Consider the following 26,273-nt stretch of genomic DNA (forward strand, 5'->3'; position numbering starts at 1 on the left):
ATACATGCGGCGTGAAGGATGTGCTAATTTCCGTTCTTTATCGGGAGAGGCCCATTCACCATGTTCGAGCGTCAGCGTCGCACCAAGATCCTTGCCACCCTCGGTCCGGCCACCGATCCGCCGGGCGTGCTGGAGGATCTGTTCCGCGCCGGCGTCAACGTGGTGCGCCTCAACTTCAGCCACGGTGACCCGTCGGGCCAGGCCAAGCGTGCCGCCGAAGTGCGTGCCGCCGCGGCCCGCGTGGGCGTGGAAGTGGGCATCCTGGCCGACCTGCCGGGCCCGAAGATCCGTATTGAGCGTTTCGCCGAAGGCAAGGTGCAGCTGAAAGCGGGCGACCGTTTCGACCTGATCGCCAGCGAGAACGCCGGCCCGGGTAATGCCAGCCAGGTCGGTGTCAGCTACCTCGGCCTGCCGCAGGACGTGGGCCCGGGCGATGTGCTGCTGCTCGACGACGGCCTGATGCAGCTGCAGGTGGTGGAAGTGCAGGGCGACCGCATCGTCAACACCGTGCTCAACGATGGCGTGCTGTCCGACCGCAAGGGCCTGAACAAGCAGGGGGGCGGCCTGTCGCTGGGCGCGCTGACCGAACGCGACAAGGAACTGATCGGCATCGTCGCCAAGATCGGTGTCGACTTCATCGCCGTGTCGTTCTGCCGCAACGCGCAGGACATGAACGATGCGCGCGACATCGCCCGCTCGCACGGCTGCGACGCCGCGCTGGTGTCGAAGATCGAGCGCACCGAGGCGATCGAGAATCTGGAAGAAATCGTCGAGGCCAGCGACGTAGTGATGGTCGCTCGTGGCGACCTCGGCGTGGAAATCGGCGACGCCGAGCTGCCGGGCCTGCAGAAAAAGATCATCAAGGCCTCGCTGGCGCAGAACAAGGTGGTGATCACCGCCACGCAGATGCTGCAGTCTATGGTGGAAAGCCCCATTCCGACCCGCGCCGAAGTGCTGGACGTGGCCAACTCGGTCATCGATGGCACCGATGCGGTCATGCTGTCGGCCGAAACCGCCGCCGGCGCCTACCCGGTGAAGGCGGTCGAAGCGATGGCCCGCATCTGCCTGGGTGCCGAACGCCAGTTCCAGACTGAGACGGACTTCAACGCCTCGCCGCGCAATCTGGAACGCGCCGACCAGGCCATCGCCATGGCCACCATGTTCCTGTCGCAGCACGTGGGCGTGCGCGCCATCGTGGCGATGACCGAATCCGGTGGCACGGCCCGCTACCTGTCGCGTTTCCGCGCCAAGGCTCCGGTGTTCGCGGTCACCCGCCATGACGGCGCCCGTCGCCAGATGGCGCTGATGCGCGACGTGTTCCCGATCAACTTTGACAGCCGTGGGCTGACCCCGCGCGAGGCCGCACGCGGCAGCATCCGCCTGCTGGTCGAATCGGAGCTGCTGCAGGCTGGTGACCGCGTCGTGTTCACCAGCGGCGAGCACATGGAAACCCATGGCGCCACCAACACGCTGCGCCTGCTGGAAGTGGGCCAGGACGGTCGCGCCAGCGGCCTGGGCGATCTGTAAAAGCCCTGACGGTGTCGGGTCGGCGCTGCCAATCCGGGGTCAGAGCCCCTGCGGGGATCTGACCCCACGCCCCTTCGCGCAGGACATCACGTGTCCTGCGCAGACATGGAAGCGTTTCCATCCTGTCCTCCACGGCGAGGCAACGGGCGGCGGGGCTATACTTACGTTTTTCCCGCACCCGCCACAGGAAATACATGAGCATCGAACAGCTGGCTGAAACCGCCCAGGCCATGGTCGCCCCGGGCAAGGGCATCATCGCGATCGACGAATCCACCGCTACCATCGCCAAGCGTTTTGCCGGCGTCGGTATCGAGAACACCGAGGAGAACCGTCGTGCCTACCGCGAGCTGCTGCTGACCACGCCGAAGCTCAACGAGCACATTTCCGGCGCGATCCTGTACGACGAAACCATCCGCCAGTCGACCAAGGACGGTGTGCCGTTCGCCAAGTACATGGCCGACCACGGCATGATTCCGGGCATCAAGGTCGACAAGGGTGCGCATCCGCTGGCCGGCTGCCCGGGCGAGCTGGTGACCGAAGGCCTCGACGGGCTGCGCGAGCGCCTGCAGGAGTACTACAAGCTGGGTGCGCGCTTCGCCAAGTGGCGTGCAGTGATCAACATCGGCGAAAGCATCCCGTCGGGCACCTGCATCGAATCCAACGCGCACGCGCTGGCCCGTTATGCGGCCCTGTGCCAGGAATGCGGTCTGGTGCCAATGGTCGAGCCGGAAGTGATCATGGACGGCGACCACGACATCGAGACCTGCTACGAAGTCACCGAAGCCACCCTGCGTTCGCTGTTCGACGCGCTGTACCAGCAGAACGTGCTGCTGGAAGGCACCATCCTGAAGGCATCGATGGTCATCTCCGGCAAGAACTGCGATGAGCAGGCCGACGTCGAGGAAGTGGCCGAGTCGACCGTGATGTGCCTGAAGAGCACCGTGCCGGCGATCCTGCCGGGCGTGGTGTTCCTGTCCGGTGGCCAGAGTGACGAACAGTCGACCGAGCACCTGAATGCGATGAACCAGCTGGGCAATCTGCCATGGCCGCTGAGCTTCTCCTACGGCCGCGCCATGCAGCAGGCTGCGCTGAAGCTGTGGGCCAAGGATATGAAGGGCAACTACGCCGCTGCGCAGAAGACCGTGTACGAGCGCGCCAAGGACAATGGCCTGGCTGCGCTGGGCAAGTGGAACGGTTGATCCGTCCCATCGCTGGATGAACAGGGCAACGCCGGCATCACGCCGGCGTTTGCTTTTGCGGGTATCGTTTCCGGCCCCGCGCGCCCGGCCGGCGCACGGGAACTACATGGAAGGCCAAGGAGAAACATCATGCGTTTGGCAGCACTCACACTGACCATTGCCACGGTCCTGGTCACCGGCGGTTGCAACCGCATCGGCAGCAGTGGTGACGCAGGCAAGGCCGCGTCGCTCGATTTCGACAAGCCGGTGTCCGGCGAGATCACATCGCGCAGCGGCATCAACTTCAACGACGGGAGCCATCACCAGCTCTACCAGATCAAGCTGGAAGACAAGGATCTGGTCGGCCTGAAGCTCACCGGTGCCCTCAGCGGCTCGATCGCCGTGTTCAACAACGGCAGCCTCGTTTCCACCAGTAACACCGGTTACGAACGCGAAGGCGACGTCTCGCTGGCGTTCCGTGCCAACGGCGGCGGCACCTACCAGGTGGCGGTCAATGCCGATGGCCCGACCGCCTTTGGTCCGTATCGCCTGCGCGCCGAGAAGCTGAAACCCTACGACGGCAAGCCGTTGGCGGGCAGTGGCGAAATCGTGGACATGCTGGCCAGTGACTCGCAGGACTACACCCTGCAGGTGGACAAGGCCGGCCTGTACGAAATCCGCCTGGTGTCGGACGTCTTCGATCCGGTGCTGAAGCTGTCGGGCCAGGGCGTTGAAGCCGAAAACGACGATGGCAACGACAGCACCAACTCGCGGCTGACCCTGTCGCTGAAGCCGGGCAAGTACACCCTGACCGCGCGCGGCCTCGGCAGCGGTGTCAATGGCATGTTCACCCTGTCTGCTACCCGCATCGAACTGCCGGGGAATCTGGTCGAGCGCGATGGTACCGCCCTGCCGAAGTCGGGCAGCGTGTACACCATGCTGGACAACGAAGGCCGTCGCCGCTTCCTGCTGACGCTGGATCGTCCCGCCGACGTGCGCCTGGATGCGATCTCCAGCCAGGTCGATACCGTGCTGCGCGTGGTCGGTGGCGATGTCGAGCTGACCGACGACGACGGTGGCAACGGTACCAACTCGCGCCTGGAGGAGACCCTGCCGGCCGGCCACTACACCGTCGACGTGTCCAGCCTGAACACTGGCGCAGGCATGGTGGAAGTGCGCGTGCAGGTGGATGGTGCCAGTGCTGACGGAGCTGCCGCCTCCGCGGCCCGCGCTGCTGCTGACGCTGCAGCCGCCGTGGCCGATGACGCTGCTGCGGTGGAAGCTGCCAGCCGTTGAGCGTGATTCACGCCATGCGTGGATGACATCAATGGTGCAACGGAAAAGGCCGGGCAATGCCCGGCCTTTTCTTTTCCATGCTGTGTGGCGTTTCAATGCGCGGCGGCGAGGCCCGCATCGCCCAGCGGCGGCAGCATCGTGCTGCGTGGCTCGCTTTCAGCGCTCTGCCCGGCAGCTGCCAGGGCCTGCTGGTAGGCCTTGGCCGTTGCCGTATTGAACGCGACCAGCACGATGCGCATCGGCTGCGCGTGGCTGCGCTGCCACGCCAGTGTCTCGGTTACGGCGATGTGCGCGGCCTGGTACAGCGGATAGCCGTACACGCCGCAACTGATCGCGGGGAACGCGATCGACTGCACGCCCAGCGATTCGGCCAACTGCAGCGACTTCCAGTAGCAGTTGGCCAGCAATGCGGGTTCATCGCGCTGGCCGTCGTGCCAGACCGGCCCGACCGTGTGCAGTACGTGCCGCGCGGGCAACGCATATGCGGCCGTGGCGCGCACTTCGCCGGTCGGGCAACGCACGCCCGGGCGTACCTCGGGCAGCTGTTCGCACTCCGCCAGCAACGCGGGGCCGGCCGCGCGATGGATCGCGCCGTCGACACCGCCGCCACCGAGCAATGTTTCATTGGCCGCGTTGACGATCGCATCCACCGCCAGGGTCGTGATGTCGCCCTGCCAAACTTCGATCTTCATGCGTCCGTCTCCTGCCTGTGAGGTGATCCGCGCAGCATCTGCGCCGGCTGTTCCCACGGTAGGGGACAGGGCATCGATACTGCGTCATGACCGTCTCACGCGCTGCGATCCGACGGCCTTCACGCACGATGGCGCGCGATGCCTTCATGCAGGCTGAAGCAGAAAGGGGGCAGATGCTTTTCCGGACGGAAAAGCTCTGACCCCCATGTTTCCGTGGTGCGCCGGCAGGGCCGGAGCCCTTCCCCGGATGGGGAGGGCTCTGACCCTGTGCATCACGGCAGGCCGGCCAGCCACTCGTCGTCGGAGCCTTCATTCACATCGGCAAACAGCGGCGTGGAGAAGTAGCGTTCACCGGTATCCGGCAGCATGGCCAGAATCACCGAACCCGGTTCGGCCCGCGCGGCCACGTCCAGTGCGCTGGCCACGGTAGCGCCGGCAGAGATGCCGACGAAGATGCCTTCCTCCGCGGCCAGTCGACGTGCGGTAGCGATCGCGCGGTCATCGTCCACCGAGACCAGTTCATCCACCACATCGCGGTTCAGCACGTCCGGCACGAAGTCCGGTGTCCAGCCCTGGATCTTGTGCGGCTTCCAGTCATCGCCCTTCAGCAGTGCGGCGCCGGCCGGCTCGGTGGCGATGATGCGGGTCTGCGGTCGCGCGACCTTCAGCACTTCGCCTACGCCGGTGAGCGTGCCGCCGGTGCCCCAGCCGCTGACGAAGTAGTCCAGGCGCTTGCCGGCGAAGTCGCGCAGGATCTCGGCGGCGGTGGTATTGCGGTGATACGCCGGATTGGCCGGGTTGGCGAACTGGCTGGCCAGGAACCAGCCATGCTGCTCGGCCAGTTCGCGCGCCTTGCGAACCATGCCGCTGCCGCGTTCGGCGGCCGGGGTCAGGATCACCTTGGCGCCATATGCGCGCATCAGCTTGCGACGTTCCACCGAGAAGGTCTCGACCATGGTCGCCACGAATTTGTAGCCGCGCGCGGCAGCGACCATTGCCAGCGCCACGCCGGTGTTGCCCGAGGTGGCCTCGACGATCGTGTCGCCCGGCTTGAGCACGCCGCGCGCTTCAGCGTCCAGGATGATCGCCAGCGCCAGCCGGTCCTTCACCGAGCCGCCGGGATTGAACGACTCGACCTTGGCGTAGAGGCTGACCTGCGGCGGCGCCAGGCGCTGCAGCTTGACGATGGGGGTATTGCCGACGGTATCGAGGATGGAGTCGTACAGGGCCATGGAAGCGCTCCGGAAACGGGGCCGCGCCGGGCTTCGGCGGGCGAAGGGGGAGGGCTGGCTGTTCAGGCCAGCGGCTGCCGGCTGACCGTAGCGCCGGCATATGACGCCCGGAAATGACCAGATACCTTTCTTAAACAACCTTTGGTTATAAGCTGGTGACGGCAATTGACCCTAGAGTGGACCTCCGCCCCACGCCGCCCGCCTGCCCATGACGCTGACCCAGCTGCGCTACCTGGTTGCCATCGCCGACGCCGAGCTGAACATCACGCTGGCCGCCTCACGCGTGCACGCCACCCAGCCCGGCCTGTCCAAGCAGCTCAAGCAGCTGGAGGACGAGCTCGGCTTCCTGTTGTTCGTGCGCAAGGGCCGCAGCCTGGAGTCGGTCACGCCGGCCGGCACCGAGGTCATCGCCCGCGCCCGCGCGGTGCTGGCCGAGGCCAACAACATCCGCACCTATGCCGCCAACCAGCGCCGTGAAAGCCAGGGCCAGCTGATCCTGACCACCACCCACACCCAGGCACGCTTCGTGCTGCCGCCCGCGGTGGCCGCAATCAAGCAGGCCTACCCGCAGGTGAGCGTGCACCTGCAGCAGGCCGGCGAAGCCGACGCGCTGGACCGCCTGAACCAGGGCGATGCCGATATCGCGATCATCAGTACCGCCGGTGGCGAACCGACCGATGGCACCGCGGTGCCGCTGTTCCGCTGGCGCCGCCTGGTCGTGGTGCCCAAGGGGCATCCACTGGATCGCGCCGGACGTGCACCGGATCTGGCCGCGTTGGCGCGCCAGCCGCTGATCAGCTATGAATCCTCGACTCGTCCGAATTCGTCGTTGCAGCGCGCGTTCGCCGCGCATGGCCTGGTGCCGGACCTGGCACTGACCGCGCTGGATGCCGACCTGATCAAGACCTACGTGCGCACCGGCCTGGGCGTTGGCCTGCTGGCCGAGATGGCGGTGAGCTCCAACGATGAAGACCTGAGATCGTGGCCGGCGCCGGATCCGATCGCCGAGTGCATTGCCTGGGCGGTGCTGCCACGCGACCGGGTGCTGCGCGATTACGCGCTGGAGCTGGTGCATGTGCTGGCCCCGCAGATTGATCCGCGCGACCTGCGGCGGGTGCTGGATGGCAATCAGGCTGCCGCGTGGCCGGTGCCGCCGACGTGGGAGTCACTGACCCAGACCATCACGGTGTGAGGTGGGGGCGGGCAGGGCTTGCAGCCCTGCACCTGCTGCGGCATTCAAGCAACAGCAACAGCAACAGCAGAAGCGTGCATTCCGTGGGTTGGCGGGGCGGTGTCGGAGTGCGGGGACGCCGTAAACCCATCCATGGGGGCTTGGCAGCCGCATTCATGCGGCTGACACCCCGCACTCCGACACCGCCCCACCTCTGACAGATTCCGGCGGCTGTTGGTAGGTGTCGACCTTGGTCGACACGGTAGATCCACGCCATGCGTGGATGAATCTCCATCGAAATCGAATATTTCGAATTGAAATCGAAAAGCATCCACGCATGGCGTGGATCTACTGCAGATCGCGGAGATCTGTCGAAGGCGGGGTGGGTCCGGTTGCGGGAGTGTCCGCGGCATGGATGCCGCGGCCAAGCCCCCATGGATGGGTTTACGGCGTCTCCCGCAACCGGACCCACCCCGCCATCCCACGGATTGCCCGCTTTTGACGTTGACGTTGACGTTGATTCGGCAGGTGCAGGGCGCCGCCCTGCCGATAAACCCCCTCCTGCGACGGTTCGCCGCACGGGCAACCCTGGACCCGCCTCTACACTAGCGGAGTGACCCGCCTGTCCCGCCCGCAGCGTCTCCTGCTCCAGCTCGCCATCCTGGCGACGCTGTTGATGGTGCTCGCGCCGTTGGTCAGCCGCGCGCTGCAGGTGGCGCCGATGGACCACACCGCGATGGCGGGCATGGACCCCGCCGCCATGGGCCATGACATGCACGACATGGCCATGGCCGGGCACGACCAGCATGGGGCTGCGCCGGCAGCGCCCAACCGACCGGCCGACCCCCACGCCATGCATGGCGAAGCCTGCGAATACTGCGTACTGGCCATGCGCCTGCTGCCATGGCTGGCGGTGCTGGTGCTGCTGTTGCCGCTGCTGTGGCAGCCACGCCTGGTGTTCCCGTGGTCGCAACAGGTGCTGCCCGCATCGCACTGGCCCGCACATGCCGCACGTGGGCCACCGCGCGTCTCCATCGTCCGCTGATATCCCCGTGAATCTGCCGCACGACGCCTGACCGGGCGCCGTGCGCGCGTGCGTACCCTGGAGCTGTTCCGATGAAAATGATTTCCCGCCCGGCGGCCGCCTGTGCGCGCCTGCCGGTTGCCCTTGGCCTGGCCCTGGCCGCGTCACTGGCCCACGCTGCGCCTGCCGAAGAAGCGCGCACCCTCGACACGCTGGTGGTCACCGCCGCCGCACCGTCGTCGCCCCTGCACTGGGTGACCGATCCGCGCCTGCCGCGGCAGCCGGTACCAGCCAGCGACGGCGCCGATTACCTGAAGACCGTTCCCGGCTTCTCCGCCATCCGCAACGGCGGTACCAACGGCGACCCGGTGCTGCGTGGCATGTTCGGCTCGCGCCTGAACATCCTCAGCAACGACGGCAACCTGATCGGTGCCTGCCCGTCGCGCATGGACAATCCGTTGTCCTATATCGCGCCGGAGAGCTTCGACCGGCTGACCATCATCAAGGGACCGCAGAGCGTGCGCTGGGGCGCTGGTGCGTCGGCCGGCACCGTGCGCTTCGAGCGCGACACGCCGCGCTTCGAGGAGCCGGGCCTGCGTGCCGATGCCAGTGCGCTGGTCGGTTCGCGCAACCGCAACGACCAGGTGCTGGACCTGACCCTGGGCAACCCGACGGGGTACGTGCGTGCCAGCGGCAACCGTTCCGAAGCCGATGACTACAAGGACGGCCACGGCGAGGTGGTGCCGTCGAAGTGGCGCAAGTGGAACGGTGACGTGGCCATCGGCTGGACGCCGGACGCCGATACGCTGCTGGAAATCTCCGCCGGTGCCGGCGATGCGATCGCGCGCTATGCCGGGCGTGGCATGGACGGCGCCGCGTTCGAGCGCACCAGCTACGCGGCACACTTCGAGAAGCGCAACCTGCCGGGCGCGTGGGACACGGTGCAGGCCAACGTGTACTACAACGAAGCCGACCATGTGATGGACAACTACACGCTGCGCACGTCGAATCCCAACAGCATGATGCCGATGCCGATGGCTTCGAATGTGGACCGCCGAACCCAGGGCGGCCGGGTCAGTTCCGAGTGGCGTTGGCAGGACGTGCAGCTGGTAGCGGGGGTGGATAGTGAAGACAGCCGCCACCGCGGCCGCATGGGCATGGGCCGCGATACTTACCGGCAGGCGGTGTGGGAGACCGATGCCAACTTCCGTCGCCATGGCGTGTTCAGCGAACTGACGCTGGGCGCTGGCACCGACCAGCGCTGGATCAGCGGCCTGCGCATCGATCGCGCCAGCGTGCGCGATGAGCGGCCCTCGATCCGCGGCATGATGGGGAGCATGCCCAATCCGACTGCGGGCCAGCATCGCAAGGAATGGCTGGGCAGTGGCTTCCTGCGCTACGAGCAGGACCTGGACGGTGGCCTGACCTGGTACGCCGGTCTTGGCCACAGCCAGCGCATGCCCGATTACTGGGAGCTGTTCTCGCCCGATCACGGCCCGGCCGGTGCAGCGAACGCGTTTGCCGGCATCCAGCCGGAGCGCACCACCCAGCTCGACGTCGGCCTGCAGTACAAGGGCCCGCGCGTGCAGGCGTGGGTCTCGGCGTACGCCGGGCAGATCCAGGACTACATCCTGTTCACCTATCACGGCAGCGGCATGATGGCCATGAGCCAGGCCAGCAACATCGATGCGCGCATCGCCGGTGCCGAGGCGGGGCTGGAAGTGAGTGTGGCCGAGCGGTGGAGGCTGGGCGGTACGCTGGCCTACGCCTGGGGCGAGAACCGCGACCAGCAGCGTCCGCTGCCGCAGATGCCACCACTGGAAGCGCGCCTGAGCGCTAACTGGGAAGGCCAGCGTTGGAGTGCCGGAGCACTGCTGCGCGCAGTGACCCGCCAGCATCGCGTGGCAGACGGGCAGGGCAACGTGGTCGCCCAGGACCTCGGGCCGAGTGCTGGTTTCGCCACGCTCGCGCTCAATGCGGCGTACCGCTTCAACTCGCAGCTGCAGCTCAGCGCCGGTGTCGATAACCTGTTCGACCGCGCCTACAGCGAGCACCTGAACCTGGCCGGCAGCGCCGATTTCGGCTTCCCGGCCGACCCGGTGCGCATCAACGAGCCCGGGCGCAGCCTGTGGATGAAGGTGAACTACCGGTACTGATCCGCCGGCCATGGCCTGGCGCTGCCTGCGCGGCGGGCAAAAAAAAACGGGGCCGGATCCCCGCCAGGATCCGCCCCCTGCCCAACGCCCTCCGTCGGGCAGCTTCGACTCTACGATGGCAACGCCTGCGGTGCACGGCTGGATACACCCCGACACACGCCGACACCGCGGCCATCAGCCTTGCATGGAACGGGTTCAAGGCGCTATCGCAGTGCCGGTTCAACGCCGGTAAACGCTTGGCACATACCGCTTTTGCAGGCCCTTGCCTACACTCGGCGGCCGTGGATCAATCAGGACCGTTCATGTTGGCTCGTATCGCTTCGACCCTGGCCCTTGGCCTCAGCCTGGCCGTGCTGGCCGGGTGCGCAGGCAAACAGGAGGCCGCCGCGCGTCGGCAGGGCGAAGCAGTGCCGGTCACCGCGCAGGTCGTGCAGCCCACGCAGTGGAGCGACACCCTGCAGGCACTGGGCACCGCCAAGGCGCGCGAGTCGATCAGCGTCACCGCCAAGGTCAGCGAGATCGTCGAGAAGGTGCATTTCGAAAGCGGCCAGCACATCGCCGCCGGTGCCCCGATCGTGACCCTGCGCGGGCAGGCCCAGGAAGCGGCGCTGGTGCAGGCGCAGGCCACCTTCCACGAGGCCGACCAGCTGTACAAGCGCCAGCGCGAGCTGGCCACGCAGCGGTTGGTGTCCAGCGCCACGCTGGATACGCAGAAGTCGATCCGTGATGCCGCTGAGGCGCGCGTGATGCAGATGCAGGCCGACATCGGTGATCGCCGTGTGCGCGCACCGTTCGCCGGCGTGCTCGGTATCCGCCAGGTCAGCCCTGGCTCGCTGGTGACCCCGACCACGGTCATCGCCACGCTCGACGACATCGAGCACATGCACGTCGATTTCCAAGTGCCGGAAGTGGAACTGGCCGCACTGGGCGTCGGTGACAAGGTCAGCGCCACCAGCGTGGCGTGGCCGGGCCGCACCTTCGACGGCGTGGTCAGCACCATCGACGCACGCATCGATCCGGCCACCCGCGCGGTGACCGTGCGCGCCGACTTCGCCAACGGCGACCATGCGCTGCGCCCGGGCATGCTGCTGGACGTGCGCCTGTTCCGTCCCGAGCGCCCGGCGCTGGTGGTGCCGGAAATCGCCGTGGTGCAGGTCGGCCGCGACACCTTTGTGTACCGCATCAAGAACGACGACAGCGTCGAGCGCGTGGACGTGGTGACCGGCGCGCGCCGTGCCGGCGTGGTCGAGATCAAGCAGGGGCTGGAGGCCGGCCAGCGCATCGTGGTCGACGGCACCGGCAAGCTGCGCCCGGGCCTGAAGGTCGCGGCCAAGGATGCGGCACCGTCCAGTGCGGCCAAGTCAGCTGACGTAGCGGCGCCGGTCGCGGCCGAGGGCCACGGCGGATGAAACTGTCCGACATCTCCATCCAGCGGCCGGTGTTCGCCGTGGTGATGAGCCTGCTGCTGCTGGTGCTGGGCGTGATGTCCTTCACCCGGCTCACCCTGCGCGAGCTGCCGGCCATCGATCCGCCGATCGTCTCGGTGTCGGTGGACTACACCGGTGCGTCGGCAGCGGTCATCGAAAGCCGCATCACCCAGGTGCTGGAAGATGCGCTGGCTGGTATTGAAGGCATCGATACGATCAACGCGCGCAGCACCAACGGCCGCTCGCAGGTCAGCATCGAGTTCACCTCCAACCGCGATATCGAAGCGGCGGCCAACGACGTGCGCGATGCGGTCAGCCGCGTCGCCGACCGCATGCCGGAAGAAGCGCGCCCGCCGGAAATCGCCAAGGTCGAAAGCGATGCCGATCCAATCATCTGGTTCAACATGGTCTCCTCGACCATGGACACGCTGGAACTGAGCGACTACGCCGACCGCTACGTGGTCGACCGCTTCTCCAGCCTGGACGGCGTGGCCCAGGTCCGCATCGGTGGCCGCCAGCGCTACGCGATGCGCATCTGGCTGGACCGTGACCAGCTGGCCGCGCGCGGGCTGACCACCGGCGATGTGGAAACCGCACTGCGCAACGAGAACGTAGAACTGCCGGCCGGCCGCATCGAGTCGACCGACCGCGATTTCACCCTGCGCGTGGAGCGCAACTACATCAAGCCGGAAGACTTCGCGACCATCCCGCTGGGCAAGGGCCGCGACGGCTACGTGGTGCGCATGGGCGACGTGGCAAAGATCGAGCTGGCCTCGGCGGAGCGTCGCGCGTACTACCGCAGCAACGGTGAGCCGGGCATCGGCCTGGGCATCGTCAAGACCTCCACCGCCAACTCGCTGGATGTGGCGCGCACCGCGCGTGCCGAAGCCGAGCGTGTGGCGCTGTCGCTGCCCAAGGGCACGCAGATCTTTGTTGCGTTCGACAACACCACCTTCATCGAAGCCGCCGTGGACCGCGTCTACGCCACGCTGGTGGAGGCGATGATCCTGGTGCTGGCGGTGATCTGGCTGTTCCTCGGCAGCTTCCGCGCCGCACTGATTCCGGCGGTGACCGTGCCGGTCTGCCTGGTGGCCGCGTTCATCGCACTGTATGCGTTCGACTTCTCGATCAACCTGCTGACCCTGCTCGCTCTGGTGCTGTGCATCGGCCTGGTGGTGGACGACGCGATCGTGGTGGTGGAGAACGTGCAGCGCCGCATCGATCTGGGCGAGCCACCGCTGGTGGCCTCCAAGCGCGGCACCGCACAGGTCGCCTTCGCGGTGATCGCCACCACCGCCGTGCTGGTTGCGGTGTTCCTGCCGGTCGGTTTCCTGGAAGGCAATACCGGCCGCCTGTTCCGCGAACTGGCGGTGGCGCTGGCGGCAGCGGTGGCGTTGTCCGCGTTCGTGGCGCTGACGCTGACGCCGATGATGGCGTCCAAGCTGCTCAAGCCGCACACGGGTCAGGCACCGCGTGGCCTGCATGGCTTCATCAACCGCAATCTGGAACGTCTGGCCTCGGGCTACGGGCGCGTGCTCGACCATCATGTGGACCGCACCTGGATCTACCTGCTGGTGATGGTGGCCGCGCTGGCCGCCAGCTGGGGCCTGCTGAAGCTGCTGCCGTCGGAGCTGGCGCCGGCCGAAGACCGCGGTTCGTTCCAGATCATGATCGACGGCCCGGAGGGCGCCGGCTACGACTACACCGTGCAGCAGGTGCAGCAGGTGGAAGCGCTGCTGGCCCCGCATGTCGGCCCGGACAAGCCGATCGTGCGCGCCAACCCGCGCGTGCCGGGTGGCTGGGGGGCCAGCGAGGAAATGCACACCGGTCGCGTCAGCATCTTCCTGCAGCCGTGGCGCCAGCGCAGCGAGGCCACGCCGGATGTGGCCAATGAGCTGCAGAAGGAACTGAACACCATCCGCGGCGTGCGCGTGCGCACCCAGGTCGGTGGCGGCCTGGTGCGCGGTGGCGGCCAGCCCTTCCAGATCGTGCTGGGAGGCCCGGAATATGCCGAAATCGCGCAGTGGCGCGACCGCGTCCTGCTGCGCATGGCCGACAATCCCGGCCTGGTCGGCCCGGATTCGGACTACAAGGAAACCCGGCCGCAGATGCGGGTGAACATCGACCGCCAGCGTGCGGCTGACCTGGGCGTGCCGGTCACCGCGATCGGTTCGGCGCTGGAAACCATGATGGGTTCGCGCCGCGTCACCACCTTCGTCGACAACGGCGAGGAGTACGACGTGCTGGTGCAGGCCGGTCGCGATGGCCGTGCCAGCCCGGCCGACCTGGCTGCGATCCGCGTGCGTGCCACCTCCGGTGAGCTGGTGCCGCTGTCCAACCTGGTCACACTCAGTGAAGTGGCCGAGGCGGGCACCCTGAACCGCTTCAACCGCCTGCGCTCGATCACCATCACCGCCGGCCTGGCGCCGGGCTACCCGCTGGGCGAGGCCATCGGCTGGGCGCAGAACGTGGCCCGCGAAGAGCTGCCGCAGTACGCGCAGCTGAACTGGAAGGGAGAATCACGCGAGTACCAGAGTGCCGGTGGCGCCGTGCTGCTGACATTCGCGATGGCCCTGCTGGTGGTGTACCTGGTGCTGGCCGCGCAGTTCGAGAGCTTCATCCACCCGCTCACCATCATGCTGACGGTGCCACTGGGCGTGCTCGGCGCGCTGGTCGGGTTGTGGGTGAGCGGAGGCACGGTAAACCTGTTCAGCCAGATCGGCATCGTCATGCTGGTCGGCCTGGCGGCCAAGAACGGCATCCTCATCGTCGAATTCGCCAACCAGCTGCGCGACGACGGGCGCACCGTTCGCGAGGCAATCATCGAATCGGCGATGGTGCGCCTGCGCCCGATCCTGATGACCTCGATCGCCACCGTGGTGGGTGCGATCCCGCTGGTGGTGGCCGGTGGTCCCGGCTCGGCCAGCCGTGGCACGATCGGCATCGTGATCATCTTCGGCGTGACCCTCTCGACCTTCCTGTCGCTGTTCGTGGTGCCGGCGTTCTACGCGCGGCTGGCCCCGTACACCCGTTCGCCGGAAGCAGTGAAGCGCGAGCTGGAGAAGCAGGAAGCGGAGTCGCCGTCGGTGGGCGGGCATGCCTGACCGGCCCGCCAACGGGGTCGGATCCCTTTCCGAGCGGGAACGGGTCCTGACCCCAAACCTGCAGGGCGACGGCTTTCGACTGCGTCCCTGGCGCCCGGATGATCTGGAGTCACTGCTGCGCCACGCCAACGACCCCGACGTATCGCGGGGCCTGCGCGACCGCTTCCCGTACCCCTACACGCGCGAAGACGGCGAGGCCTTCCTCGCCGGCCGTGTGCTGAACCCGGGCACCCTGAACTTGGCCATCGAGATCGATGGCCGGGCCTGCGGCAGTGTCGGCGCGCAGCAGGGCAGCGCCGAGCGCGGTCATATGGCTGAACTTGGCTACTGGCTGGGCCAGGCATATTGGGGCCAGGGCCTGATGACCCGCGTGGTCGGTCTGTTCGCCCCCTGGGTGATGGATGAGCTGCGCCTGTTCAGGCTGCAGGCCGGGGTAGTCGACTTCAACCTCGGCTCGGCGCGGGTACTGGAAAAGAACGGCTTCCAGGAAGAGGGCGTGGAGCGCTGCGCGATCCACAAGCGCGGCGAGCTGCATGACCTGCGTCGCTTCGCCCGGGTACGCACGCAGCGGCCGTGAGCGCGCGGGCTGGTCGCTGTAGAGCCGAGTCCATGCTCGGCTGCCCTCGGGCGCCCAAGCCGAGCATGGGCTCGGCTCCACAAAACAGCGCTACCGCAGCGGCCTGCGATCAGGGAGAATCGACCGGTCCCCGCCAGCCGACGGGACGTCCTTACAACCCGCCGACTGGAGAGAGCGCGCGTGGAAGCTACCGTACATTTCATCAACAGCATCATCTGGAGCAAGGCACTGATCTTCATGTGCCTGGCCGCCGGCCTGTTCTTCAGCCTGCGCACCCGCTTCATGCAGATCCGGGGGTTCGTCGAGATGTGCCGCCTCACCGTCAGGGGTGAGAAATCCGACGCCGGCGTGTCCTCGTTCCAGGCCCTGGCCATGTCGATGGCCGGCCGCATGGGCATCGGCAACATCGCCGGCGTGGCCACCGCCATCGCCTTCGGCGGCCCGGGTGCGATCTTCTGGATGTGGGTGATGGGCTTCCTCGGCGCGTCCACCTCGTACGTGGAATGCACCCTGGCACAGATCTACAAGACCAAGGATGCCGAAGGCCGCTACCGCGGTGGCCCGGCCTATTACATCGAAAAGGCGATGGGCCTGAAGTGGTACGCGCTGGCCTTTGCCATCGCCACGATCATCGCTGCCGGCTTCCTGATGCCGGGCGTGCAGGCCAATGCCATCGCCGACAGCATCATCAACGCCTGCCGTGGTACCGCGCTGTGCGGCCCGCTTGATGGCCAGGCCTTCGGCATGGAATCGGTGCAGGCGCTGAAGCTGGGCATCGGCATCGTGGTGGCGCTGCTGCTGGGCGTGGTGATCTTCGGCGGCGTCAAGCGCATCGCCAACTTCGCTGAAGTGGTGGTGCCGTTCATGGCCGCCGGTTTCATCCTGACGGCCATCGTCATCATGATCATCAACTATGACCGCGTGCCGGAAATGTTCGGCATCATCTTCAAGAGCGCCTTCGGCACCCACGCCGCATTCGGCGCGATGATGGGCCTGGCGGTGGAGTGGGGCATCAAGCGCGGCATCTACGCCAACGAAGCCGGCCAGGGTTCGGGCCCGCACGCGGCTGCGGCCTCGGAAGTCTCGCACCCGGCCAAGCAGGGTTACGTGCAGGCCTTCGCCATCTACTTCGACACCATGATGGTGTGCACCGCCACCGCGTTCCTCATCCTGGCCAGCGGCACCTACAACGTGTATTCGCCAGTGGAAGGCGCAGCGCCGATCTTCCAGGGCCTGGCCGGCATTCCGGAAGGCGCCGGTTACGCGCAGGCCGGCGTGGAAGCGGTGCTGCCGGGCTGGGGTTCGGCGTTCGTCTCGATCGCCATCTTCTTCTTCGCCTTCACCACCATCATGGCGTACTACTACATGGCCGAGACCAACCTCAGCTATGTGAACCACAACAAGAAGCGCCCGCTGACCGTGCTGCTGCTGCGCCTGGGCATCATCGGCATGGTCGTGTTCGGCGCGTTCCACAATGCCACCCTGGCCTGGGCGCTGGGTGACATCGGCGTGGGCCTGATGGCCTGGCTGAACATCATTGCCATCCTCATCATCCAGAAGCCGGCGATGCTGGCCCTGCGTGATTACGAACGACAGAAGAAGCTCGGCCTCGATCCGACCTTCGACCCCGATGCCCTGGGCATCAAGAACGCCGATTTCTGGCGTCAACGCAAGCTGGAGTTGTCCCGTAGTGAATGATCCCTGGAAGAATGCCCGCCGCCCGTCGTCGCGACCGCCGCGGGCCACCCCGCTGCCTCCGCGCGAGGGCGGCACCCCGCCGCCGCCGGGGCGTGGCAACGACGAGCTGCGCCTGTATGGCTGGAACGCCGTGCAGGCGCTGTTCGCCAAGCGCCCGCAGGCGTTGCGCAAGCTGTATCTGGTGGACGCGCTGATTCCGCGCATGCAGCCGGTGCTGAAGTGGTGCGTGGCCAACCGCGTGGGCTATCGCGTGGTGGAAGAGGGCGACCTCAACAAGCTGGCCGCCACCACCCATCACGAAGGCCTGGTGGCCGACGTGCTGCGCGCGCCGGTGGTGCCGCTGGCACAGTGGCTGGAGGATCTGGGCGAAGGCCCGGCGCTGGCGTTGTGGCTGGATGGTGTCGGCAATCCGCACAACTTCGGCGCGATCCTGCGGTCGGCCGCTCACTTTGGCGTCAAGGCGTTGTTGCTGCCGGCCGGCAGCACGCTGGCGCTGTCGGGTGCTGCTGCGCGCGTGGCCGAAGGCGGTGCGGAATCGGTACCGCTGGTGCAGCTTCCGGAGACTGCACTGGCGATGGCGCAGCTGCGCGGAGCTGGTTTCGGCCTGGCCGCGACCTTGGTTGAAGGTGGTGATGACGTGTTCCGCGCGTCCCTGCCGGCACGCCTGGTGTACGTGATGGGCGCCGAGGGTGAGGGCATGGACCGCAGCCTGGCCGCGCAGTGCGATCAGCGGGTCTCCATTCCCGGCAGCGGCGCGGTGGAGAGCCTGAACGTGGCCTCGGCCACGGCCGTACTGCTGGCGCAGTGGGCGAGCCGTCGCGACGATTGAGGCGGCTCTTTCATCGCGTGGCGACCAGAAGCCCGGTCCTCGTGGCCGGGTTTTTTGCGCGGATCCTGCAAGACGCCAGCGTGACCATGCGGATCGCACGCGGGATGCCGCCTGCAAAGCATGCTGATTGCGACCGATCATGATGCATCAAGCATGCTTGATGCATGAGTACGCGCTTTTAGAATTTGTCTCATTGTTGAGCCGCATCCTGCATCGCACGGTGGACCTCCATCCAACGTCGGACAGGAGTGGTTCCCATGCATCGAATCCAACGCCACGCGCTGCGCGCATCCCTGCAGCTGGTGCTGTGCGCGCTTGCGGCCCCCGCGGTGCAGGCCGAAGAGCGCAGCCTGGAGGGGGTCAATTTCACCGGGCCTTTGATTACCCCCAATCCGGCGGGCCTGCCGCAGGGCAACTGGTACATCGAACCCTATCTGGTGCGGGTCGACAGCCGCGCCCACTACGACAATAACGGGGATCGCCGCCGCAGCGCCGAGCGTAGTGGTGCGTGGGTGACCGTGGTGCCGATCATCTACGGCTTCAGCGACCGGGTGATGGGCCAGGTCAATCTCAGTGCGTCGCGTGCCGAGCAGGGCAGCGCGCGCAGCAGTGGTTTCCGCGCTGGCGATACCACTGCGCGCCTGCAGTACCTGCTGCAGGCGCCCAATGCCGATGGCACCCGTCCGGCCATCTCGGTCGCGCTGGTGCAGCGTTTCAGCACCGGTAGTCATGATCGCATCACTGGCAATCCGCTTGATGCACAGGGCGACGGTGTGCAACGCACCACCGCCGCATTGGGCGTGCAGCAGGTGGTCTGGCTGGGTGACAACCGCCCGCTGCGCTGGCGTGCCCAGCTCAGCGCCGGGCCTGCGCCGTCGCGGACGGCGATCTCCGGGGCCAGCGTCTACGGCACCGATGACAGCTTCCAGGGGCACATCTCCCGAGGGTCGGTGCTGGGCCTGTCCGTGGGTGCCGAGTACAGCTTCAATCAGCGCTGGGTCGGCGTGATGGAAGTGGCCGCGAGCCGTGAGACCGGCCAGCGCCTGAGTGGTTTCGCGCGCAACGCCAGCGGCAACGTAGAGCGCATTGACGAACATCGCCCAGCCAGCCGCAGCGTCACCCTGGCGCCGGCCGTGGAGTACCACTTCAGCCCGTCACTGGGCTTGATCGCCGGCGTCGAGTTCAGCGTGGCAGGCCGCAACACCGGCCGCATCATCAGCCCCCAGGTCGCCCTGGGCATGTTCTTCTGAGGGGCCGCCGATGAATATCGAATCCATCGTCAATGCAATCCTTGGCGTTGTCTGGAGCCCCTATCTGGTGGTGCTGTGCCTGCTCACCGGCCTGTACTTCAGCGTGCGCACGCGCTTCATCCAGCTGCGTGCATTGCCGGAGATGCTGCGCCTGATGTTCCGGCATGAGCGCTCCGACGCCGGGGTGTCGCCGTTCCAGGCGTTGTCCCTTTCGCTGTCCAGTCGCGTGGGCGTCGGCAACATCGCCGGCGTCGCCATGGCCATCGCCTTCGGTGGGCCCGGCGCGATCTTCTGGATGTGGATCGTCGCCTTCCTCGGCGCCTCCAGCGCCTTCATTGAGTCCACGCTCGCGCAGATCTACAAGGATCGCGACGGCAAGGGGCAGTACCGGGGTGGCCCGGCGTACTACATCGAAAAAGGCCTCGGCCAACGTTGGTATGCAGTGCTGTTCGCACTGGTGACGGTGCTGGCTGGCGCGATGCTGGCCGGCACCCAGTCCAATGCGATCACCAGTGCGGTGAGCGAAGCCTGGGACGTGCCGGTGATGACCACCACTGCGGTTCTGCTGGTGGTGCTGGGTGCCATTCTCATTGGCGGGGTGCGGCGCATAGCGCGCGTGGCCGAATGGGTGGTGCCGCTGATGGCCGTGGCCTACCTGCTGGTCGCGGCGCTGGTCATGGTGCTCAACGCGGACAAGGTGCCGGAAGTGATCATGCTGGTGCTGCGCAGTGCCTTCGGCGTGGATGCGGCGTTCGGCGCGATGATCGGTACCGCCATCCAGTGGGGCGTGCGCCGCGGCGTGTTGTCCAACGAGGCCGGCATGGGCAGTGGCGCGCACCCGGCCGCCGCCGCGGAGGTTTCGCATCCGGTCAAGCAGGGCCTGGTGCAGTCGTTCTCGGTCTACATCGACACCATGGTGGTGTGCAGCGCGACCGCGTTCCTGATCCTGTCCACCGGCCTGTACAACGTCTACGACCCGGCGGTGAACGGCATTCCGGACGAGGCGCGCCTGCTGTTGGGTAACCTGCCCGGCGTCGAGGCGGGGCCGCGCTTCGTGCAGCATGCGGTGGAATCCGCGCTGCCGGGCTTCGGCCGTTCGTTCGTGGCGCTGGCGATCCTGCCGTTCGCGTTCACCACCATCCTGGCGCTGTACTACATGGCCGAGACCAACATCAGCTACCTGTGCCGCGATCGACCGACGCCCTGGGTGATGGGCAGCTTCCAGCTGCTGTTCCTGGCAGCAACCGGTTACTCGGCGGTGAACAGTGCAACGGTGGCCTGGTCGCTGGGTGACATCGGCGTCGGCCTCATGAGCTGGCTGAACATCCTTGCCATCCTGCTGCTGCAAAGGCCTGCCCTGGCCGCATTGCGCGATTACGAGGCGCAGAAGCGCATGCAGCGTGATCCGCAGTTCAAGCCGCAGGCGATCGGGGTAAGCAACATGCGGGTCTGGGAAAGCTAACGCGATCAGGGTTCAGGGCCCTCGCCAAGTGCGAGGGCCCTGAACCCCTTGGGTCACCGCCTCACTCATTCGGCGGCGTGGTCGCCTTCGCTTCACTGCCGAAGCTGCCATCGGCTTCCGCCGCCAGATACGCGAACACGGTGTACGCGGCCACGTTCTGCGCCAGTGCCTTCGGGTCGATCTTGTCGAGCGTGTCGTCGGCAGTGTGGTGCAGGTGGAAATAGTCCGAGCCATCCTGCGCCAGCCACGCCCACGCACCGCCCTTGGCTGCGAGCGGGCCGACATCCGGGCCCGGGCCACCCTTGTCAGCCTGATACTCGATGCCGAGCGGCTTCATCACTTCGGCAATCTGCCGGGTCGCTTCGCGGGAGCCCTCCGGGTTCGGCGAACCGGTGTTGAAGGCATAGATGCGGCCGGCGCCGAAGTCGCTCTCGGCGGCCAGCTGATGCAGGGCCACGTCCTTGGCATGCGCTTCGGCGTAGGCCTTGCCGCCGTAAAGCCCCTGTTCTTCGTTGGCGAAAGCGATCACGCGGATGGTGCGCTTCGGTGGCTGCTTGAGCTGGCCGATCAGGTGGCCTGCGGCCATGGTGATGCCCACGCCCGCGCCGTCATCCACCGCGCCGGTACCCAGGTCCCACGAATCCAGGTGGCCGCCGATGACGACCACTTCCTTCGGCAGCGTGCGGCCGGTGATCTCACCGATCACGTTGTACGAGGTGGCGGTGCCATCCCAACCGCAGTCCAGTGCCACCTTCACGGTGGTCGCGCCACGCGCCAGCAGGCGCGCCAGCTGGTCGGCATCGGGTACCGACAGCGCCGCCGACGGCACCGGGGTCAGGCCTTCATCGAAACGGGTGATGCCGGTGTGCGGCACGCGGTGCGAGTCAGTGCCCGCAGAGCGCATCAGGAAGCCGACTGCGCCCTTGCGGATGGCCTCGGACGGGCCCTTGCTGCGGATCGCGCCGCCACGACCGTAGTCGCGACCATCGCGGAACGGCAGCATCTGGTAATCGACGAAGGCGATCTTGCCCTTCAGCGAACCGGCCGGTGCGGCCTGCAGCGCGGCCAGATCGGCGAAGCGCACCACTTCCGCCTCCACTGTGCCGCCCGGGCTGCCACCCAGTGCGGTGATCTGCAGCGGCTGCGGGTTCCTGCCGGTCACTGCGGCGTGTTCACTGCGGCGCTCCCACTTCGGGAACGTCACCGGCTCTTTCCACACCTTGTCGAAGCCGAGTGCCTTGAATTTGGCTTCGGCCCAGGCCACGGCGCGGGCGTCGGCTTCGCTGCCAGCGATACGCGGACCGATCTCGGTGGTCAGCGACTCGACGACTTTCCAGCCGGTGTCATCGGCCAGCGCCTGGTCGCGCAGCTGCGCGGCGGTGGCCAGCGAGGCCGGCGGCAGGGTGGTGGTGTGCGGCGCCGCGAAGGCCGGAGCGGCCAGCAGGGCAAGGGAAGATGCGATGGCAAGAACGCGGCGACGCATGGGCAACTCCGGAAGGGACCAAGCCTTGGAGCTTAACAGTCGTTCAGGCCGGCGCATGGGCGGGAGGTCATGGCGGGCGCGAATGCTGTTTTCCGCCATGTCCGGCAAAGCGAAAGCCCCGCCGGGGGCGGGGCTTTCGTGCTGTCGCGGTAGCGCTGGCCGGCACTACCGGCAGGTGGCCTTATTTCTTCAGGCTGTCGCGGATCTCGCGCAGCAGCAGCACGTCTTCCGGCGTGGCGGCCGGGGCGGCCGGAGCAGCTTCCTTCTTGCGCGACAGGCGGTTGATCGCCTTGACCACCACGAAGATGGCAAAGGCCACGATCACGAACTGGATCAGCGTATTGATGAAGTCGCCATAGCCGATCACCACAGCCGGGATCTCCTTGCCATCCGGGCCGAGCCGGGCCGGCGACAGCGTCCAGGCCAGCTCCGAGAAGTCCACCTTGCCGATCAGCAGGCCCAGCGGCGGCATGATGATCTTCTCCACCAGCGCGGTCACGATCTTGCCGAAGGCCGCGCCGATCACCACGCCGACGGCGAGGTCGATGACGTTGCCGCGCATCGCGAATTCCTTGAACTCGGTGAGCATTCCCATTGTTGTTTTTCTCCGTTGGGGGAAGAGGACAGGGCGCAGGGTAGCGCAGGTGATGTCAGCCGGCGATCACGCCGTGGCGCTCGGCCACGTTCTCCAGGCGCGCGCTGAAGCGGTCGCCCGGCTTCAGTGCGGCCACCCCGGACGGGGTGCCCATGAACACCAGATCGCCGGCGCGCAGCTGCCACAGCCTGGACAGCTCATGCAGGATTTCCGGCACGTTCCAGATCATCTGGTCCAGCAACGCCTGCTGGCGTACTTCGCCGTTGACCTCCAGCGACAGGTTCAGCGCGGCAAGGTCGCCGACTTCGGCGGCATGCACGATCTCGCTGATGGGCGCGGAGGCATCGAAGCCCTTGGCCGCGTCCCACGGGTGGCCTTTTTCCTTGGCTGCGGCCTGCAGGTCGCGGCGGGTCAGGTCCAGGCCGACGGCATAGCCGTAGACCAGCGCATCGGCATCGGCCACGGCCAGCTCACCGGCGGGCGCATCCCGGCCGATCGCCACCACCAGCTCCACTTCGTGGTGCAGGTTGGCGGTTGCGGGCGGATAGGGGATCACATCGTCGTGGCCGACCACGATCGCGTCTGCCGGCTTGCTGAAGAACATCGGGCGGCCACGGTCATCGGCCGCCGGCACCGTCGCGCCCATTTCGCGGGCATGGTCGGCGAAATTGCGGCCGACGCAGTAAATGCGGTGCACGGGGAAACTGCCGCCACCGACCACCGGCACACGCGGCAGGGCTACGGCAGGGATCACATCGGAGACATCGGACATGCGGGCATCCAGGAAGGGCGTGCCCGCAGTCTAGAACGCATGGCGCCCGCCGTCAGCGGGCGCGGAAAACTGGATCAGCGCGAAGCCGGCAACACCGGCTTGCGGACCACGCGGTACTCACCCTCGACCACGGTCGGGTCGACCGGACGCGTGGCGCCGGGCTTGCGCGAGGCCAGCAGCTTCCACGCCAGACCGACCAGGATCATCGCGGCACCGACGAACACGCCGATGAACACCATCGCGGCCAGGATCGCCAGGCCGAGCAGGCCCACGGCAACACGCACCAGCGGGTGGCGCGGCTTGCGCGGCGCAAACAGGGTGCGGAACTGGGTGAAGGCGGATGCGCGATTGAACATGGCGGCTCGATAGGCTGGGATCAGCGAAACCAGAGTATCGGGAGGTACCACTGTCATTGAGTGAAAAACTCGTTAAATATAGCCTGTGCTTATTACGGATCAATGACTTGTGTTCATGTCGCAGCCAGTGACCTGGAGCAGGCATGCGACAATTCCGGTTTACCGTCCGAGCCTTCGCCATGACTACCGCCGCTGCCCTGATCGCCCTTGAAGCCATTGCCGATGGCGCTTTTGCCGAGGTCGAAGCGGTGGTCGATGGCGATGCCGAGTCGCTGGTGCTGTACCGCGACGGCGCGCAGGTGCGGGCGTTCCTGAACATCTGCCCGCATGCCGGCCGCCGCCTGGACTGGGCGCCGGGCCAGTTCCTGAAGAGCCGCGAGGGCCACCTGGTGTGCGCGGCGCATGGCGCCTCGTTCGCGCTCGACAGCGGCGACTGCATCGCCGGCCCGTGCAAGGGCGACCGCCTGCGTGCGGTGGCGGTGGATGTGCGCGACGGGCAGGTCTACCTGGCCTGAAGGCGAGGGCCAGGTAGGTGCGGACCGTTGGTCCGCACCTACCGCAGGCTCCGGGGCCTCAGAACATCAGGTTGATCATCAGCACCACCACCAGCGTGTAGATCAGCGACAGCGGGCCGCCGACCCGCCACATCTCGCGCGGCGTGTAGTTGGCCGGGCCTGTGATCATCGAGATCACCGGGTTGGAGGCGGTCATCAGGTTGTTGGACGCCGACAGCGCCACGATCAGCGCGAACGCGGTCGGGTTGCCGCCGGCCGCCAGTGCCAGGTTCACGGCAATGGGCACCATCACGATGGTCGCGCCCACATGGCTGATCACCAGCGAGAACGCCGTGGTCAACAGCGCCAGTGCCACTTCCAGAACCCACAGCGGAATGCCGGTAGGCAGCTTGTCGATGGTATGCCCGGCTACCCACGCCGCTGCGCCGCTGGAGTCCATCGCCCAGCCGAGCGGAATCAGCCCGGCCATCATGAACACTGTCTTCCAGTTGATCGAGGCGTAGGCCTCGTCCATGCGCAGCACACCGGTCAGCAGCATGCCGGCCACGCCGGTCATCAGGGTCAGCGCCACCGGCAGCTTGCTGGTCAGCGCGATCAGGATGGTCAGCGCGAAGATCGCCATCGCGATCTTGAACTTGTGCGGTCGCTGTTCCCCGGTGGGGAAATCGGTGACCACCACGAAGTCGCGGCTGCGCGCGGCCTGCGCCAGGTCGGTCCATATGCTGTGGAAAACCAGCATGTCACCGGCGCGCAGCTGTACGTCGCGTACGTCCTCGCGGATCACCTGCTTGTCGCGGTTGATCGCCAGCAGGCTGATGCCGCGCTCCTTGCGCAGGCGCAGGTCGGCCGCGCTCTTGCCGATCACGTTCGAGGTCGGCGGCACCACCGCTTCGGAAATGCCGGCGCGGCTGGGGTTGAACAGGTCGCCCAGGTGCTTCAGGCGCGAGGACATGCGCAGGAACTGGTTCTGCGCGAAATCGCTGATCTGCTCGCGCGGGCCCATCGCACCCAGCACGCTGCCGACCCAGATGCGCATCTCTGCCGGCGGCGCCAGGCGGGTGTCGTTGCCGGTCTTCAGGGCCAGCAGCAGCGGCGCATCGTGCAGGTTTTCGGCCTCGCCCAGGGTCATCCCGACCAGCGGGCTCTCGGCGCTGACCACCAGCTCGAACACATCGCCTTCGATGCCATAGGTCTTGGCGAAGTAGCTTTCGGTACGCGCCGGGGTGACCCCGTCGTTGACCAGATTCTCTTCCTCGATCAGCTTGCGGTCGCCGTAGTAGCGGAAATACAGCAGCGAGGCGACCAGCAGCGCCACGCCGATAGGCAGCGGCGCGAACATGCGCAGCGGCTCGATGGTGGCAAGGCCCGAAGGCAGGTTGTTGTTGGCCGAGGCCAGCAGATCGTTCAGCAGGATCAGCGGTGAATTGCCGACCATGGTCAGCGCGCCGCCCATCACGATCGCCGCGGAAATGGGCAGCAGCAGGCGCTGCAGGGTCAGCCCGGTGCGCGCGGCCAGGCGCGAGGCCACTGGCAGGTACAACGCCATCACCGAGGGGTTCTGCATGAACGAGGAGTTCAAGCCGGCGATGGCGGTGGTCATCATCAGCAGCCGCTGTTCGACGCCGTGGCCACGCCGCAGCAGCCACGCGGCCAGCCGGTTCAGTGCACCTGTGCGGTCCAGGCCCGCACCGAGGATGGTGGTGGCGATGATGCTCATCACCGCGTTACCGGAAAAGCCCCCGAAGATTTCCTCGGGGGCGATCAGGCCGGTCACGCCCAGCACCACCAGCACCACCAGCGCGACAACGTCGGCGCGGATGCGCTCGAACAGGAACATCGCCATCGTGAAGCCGACCAGCCCGAGCACGAGCTTCATGTCGTTGGTCAGCGTCAGCGCGGTATCCATGTGGGGCGCGGCGTCCTCAGGCG

21 protein-coding genes are annotated in these 26,273 nt (G+C 66.9%); 14 read left to right on the forward strand and 7 right to left on the reverse strand.

Features of this window, described 5'->3' with window-relative positions; translation table 11 throughout:
- Nucleotides 1–60 precede the first annotated feature (60 nt).
- From pyk to QZ853_RS10260, 3 genes are all read left to right on the forward strand, one after another.
- The gene (pyk, locus tag QZ853_RS10250) at nt 61–1,527 is read left to right on the forward strand and encodes a pyruvate kinase (RefSeq protein ID WP_295572663.1); all 1,467 of its coding nucleotides are present in this window, start codon (nt 61–63) and stop codon (nt 1,525–1,527) included.
- A gap of 194 nt (nt 1,528–1,721) precedes the next feature.
- On the forward strand, nt 1,722–2,726 hold the full coding sequence (locus tag QZ853_RS10255; RefSeq protein WP_049427418.1) for a class I fructose-bisphosphate aldolase: 1,005 nt from the start codon (nt 1,722–1,724) through the stop codon (nt 2,724–2,726).
- 129 nt (nt 2,727–2,855) lie between these two features.
- Complete coding sequence (locus QZ853_RS10260; RefSeq protein ID WP_295572666.1) at nt 2,856–4,001, forward strand: ABC transporter substrate-binding protein; 1,146 nt, start codon at nt 2,856–2,858, stop codon at nt 3,999–4,001.
- 92 nt (nt 4,002–4,093) lie between these two features.
- Here QZ853_RS10260 and QZ853_RS10265 read toward each other — a convergent pair whose 3' ends face one another.
- Both QZ853_RS10265 and cysK read right to left on the reverse strand, forming a co-directional pair.
- Nucleotides 4,094–4,693, reverse strand: coding sequence for an O-acetyl-ADP-ribose deacetylase (locus QZ853_RS10265; RefSeq protein WP_295572669.1), 600 nt, complete (start codon nt 4,691–4,693; stop codon nt 4,094–4,096).
- 272 nt (nt 4,694–4,965) lie between these two features.
- Nucleotides 4,966–5,925, reverse strand: coding sequence for a cysteine synthase A (gene cysK / locus QZ853_RS10270; protein WP_106551328.1), 960 nt, complete (start codon nt 5,923–5,925; stop codon nt 4,966–4,968).
- 208 nt (nt 5,926–6,133) lie between these two features.
- On the opposite strand from cysK, the gene QZ853_RS10275 reads away from it, so the two are divergent.
- The 10 genes from QZ853_RS10275 to QZ853_RS10320 all read left to right on the forward strand — a co-directional run bounded on the left by QZ853_RS10275 (nt 6,134) and on the right by QZ853_RS10320 (nt 20,623).
- On the forward strand, nt 6,134–7,117 hold the full coding sequence (locus QZ853_RS10275) for a LysR family transcriptional regulator (protein WP_295572673.1): 984 nt from the start codon (nt 6,134–6,136) through the stop codon (nt 7,115–7,117).
- A 592-nt stretch (nt 7,118–7,709) separates the two neighbouring features.
- A complete protein-coding gene (locus tag QZ853_RS10280) occupies nt 7,710–8,141 on the forward strand; it encodes a DUF2946 domain-containing protein (RefSeq protein WP_295572675.1) in 432 nt (143 codons plus the stop codon).
- A 71-nt stretch (nt 8,142–8,212) separates the two neighbouring features.
- Nucleotides 8,213–10,276 (forward strand): TonB-dependent copper receptor, encoded by a 2,064-nt coding sequence (locus QZ853_RS10285; RefSeq protein ID WP_295572677.1) that lies wholly within the window; start codon nt 8,213–8,215, stop codon nt 10,274–10,276.
- Between the two features lie 302 nt (nt 10,277–10,578).
- Complete coding sequence (locus QZ853_RS10290) at nt 10,579–11,685, forward strand: efflux RND transporter periplasmic adaptor subunit (RefSeq protein WP_295572680.1); 1,107 nt, start codon at nt 10,579–10,581, stop codon at nt 11,683–11,685.
- Entirely contained in the window at nt 11,682–14,807 is a 3,126-nt protein-coding gene (locus tag QZ853_RS10295) for an efflux RND transporter permease subunit (protein ID WP_295572683.1), read from the forward strand. The genes QZ853_RS10290 and QZ853_RS10295 overlap by 4 nt, the downstream gene beginning before the upstream one ends.
- Nucleotides 14,800–15,384: a GNAT family N-acetyltransferase gene (locus tag QZ853_RS10300; protein WP_295572686.1), complete on the forward strand. Its 585-nt coding sequence runs from the start codon at nt 14,800–14,802 to the stop codon at nt 15,382–15,384. The genes QZ853_RS10295 and QZ853_RS10300 overlap by 8 nt, the downstream gene beginning before the upstream one ends.
- A 180-nt stretch (nt 15,385–15,564) precedes the next feature.
- Nucleotides 15,565–17,082: an alanine/glycine:cation symporter family protein gene (locus QZ853_RS10305; protein ID WP_295572688.1), complete on the forward strand. Its 1,518-nt coding sequence runs from the start codon at nt 15,565–15,567 to the stop codon at nt 17,080–17,082.
- Nucleotides 17,075–17,911 carry a TrmH family RNA methyltransferase gene (locus QZ853_RS10310; RefSeq protein ID WP_295572691.1) on the forward strand — a complete coding sequence of 279 codons (837 nt, stop codon included), beginning with the start codon at nt 17,075–17,077 and terminating at the stop codon, nt 17,909–17,911. Before QZ853_RS10305 ends, QZ853_RS10310 begins: the two co-directional genes overlap by 8 nt.
- Nucleotides 17,912–18,168: 257 nt before the next feature.
- Nucleotides 18,169–19,161 (forward strand): hypothetical protein, encoded by a 993-nt coding sequence (locus QZ853_RS10315; protein ID WP_295572693.1) that lies wholly within the window; start codon nt 18,169–18,171, stop codon nt 19,159–19,161.
- A 10-nt stretch (nt 19,162–19,171) separates the two neighbouring features.
- Nucleotides 19,172–20,623, forward strand: coding sequence for an alanine/glycine:cation symporter family protein (locus QZ853_RS10320; RefSeq protein ID WP_295572696.1), 1,452 nt, complete (start codon nt 19,172–19,174; stop codon nt 20,621–20,623).
- 61 nt (nt 20,624–20,684) lie between these two features.
- Here QZ853_RS10320 and QZ853_RS10325 read toward each other — a convergent pair whose 3' ends face one another.
- The 4 genes from QZ853_RS10325 to QZ853_RS10340 form a co-directional block, all read right to left on the reverse strand.
- Nucleotides 20,685–22,106, reverse strand: a complete 1,422-nt coding sequence (locus QZ853_RS10325; protein ID WP_295572698.1) for a M28 family peptidase — start codon at nt 22,104–22,106, stop codon at nt 20,685–20,687.
- 181 nt (nt 22,107–22,287) lie between these two features.
- Nucleotides 22,288–22,701, reverse strand: coding sequence for a large-conductance mechanosensitive channel protein MscL (mscL, locus tag QZ853_RS10330; RefSeq protein ID WP_295572700.1), 414 nt, complete (start codon nt 22,699–22,701; stop codon nt 22,288–22,290).
- Nucleotides 22,702–22,756: 55 nt separating this feature from the next.
- Entirely contained in the window at nt 22,757–23,473 is a 717-nt protein-coding gene (locus QZ853_RS10335; RefSeq protein WP_295572702.1) for a fumarylacetoacetate hydrolase family protein, read from the reverse strand.
- 74 nt (nt 23,474–23,547) lie between these two features.
- The gene (locus QZ853_RS10340; RefSeq protein WP_295572704.1) at nt 23,548–23,829 is read right to left on the reverse strand and encodes a hypothetical protein; all 282 of its coding nucleotides are present in this window, start codon (nt 23,827–23,829) and stop codon (nt 23,548–23,550) included.
- Nucleotides 23,830–24,008: 179 nt separating this feature from the next.
- Between QZ853_RS10340 and QZ853_RS10345 the strand changes: the two genes are divergently transcribed.
- On the forward strand, nt 24,009–24,344 hold the full coding sequence (locus QZ853_RS10345; protein WP_295572706.1) for a Rieske (2Fe-2S) protein: 336 nt from the start codon (nt 24,009–24,011) through the stop codon (nt 24,342–24,344).
- Between the two features lie 58 nt (nt 24,345–24,402).
- On the opposite strand, the gene QZ853_RS10350 is transcribed toward QZ853_RS10345, so the two are convergent.
- Nucleotides 24,403–26,250, reverse strand: a complete 1,848-nt coding sequence (locus tag QZ853_RS10350; protein ID WP_295572708.1) for an SLC13 family permease — start codon at nt 26,248–26,250, stop codon at nt 24,403–24,405.
- Between the last annotated feature and the right edge of the window lie 23 nt (nt 26,251–26,273).

Source organism: uncultured Stenotrophomonas sp. (genome assembly GCF_913778665.1).
GTDB lineage: Bacteria > Pseudomonadota > Gammaproteobacteria > Xanthomonadales > Xanthomonadaceae > Stenotrophomonas.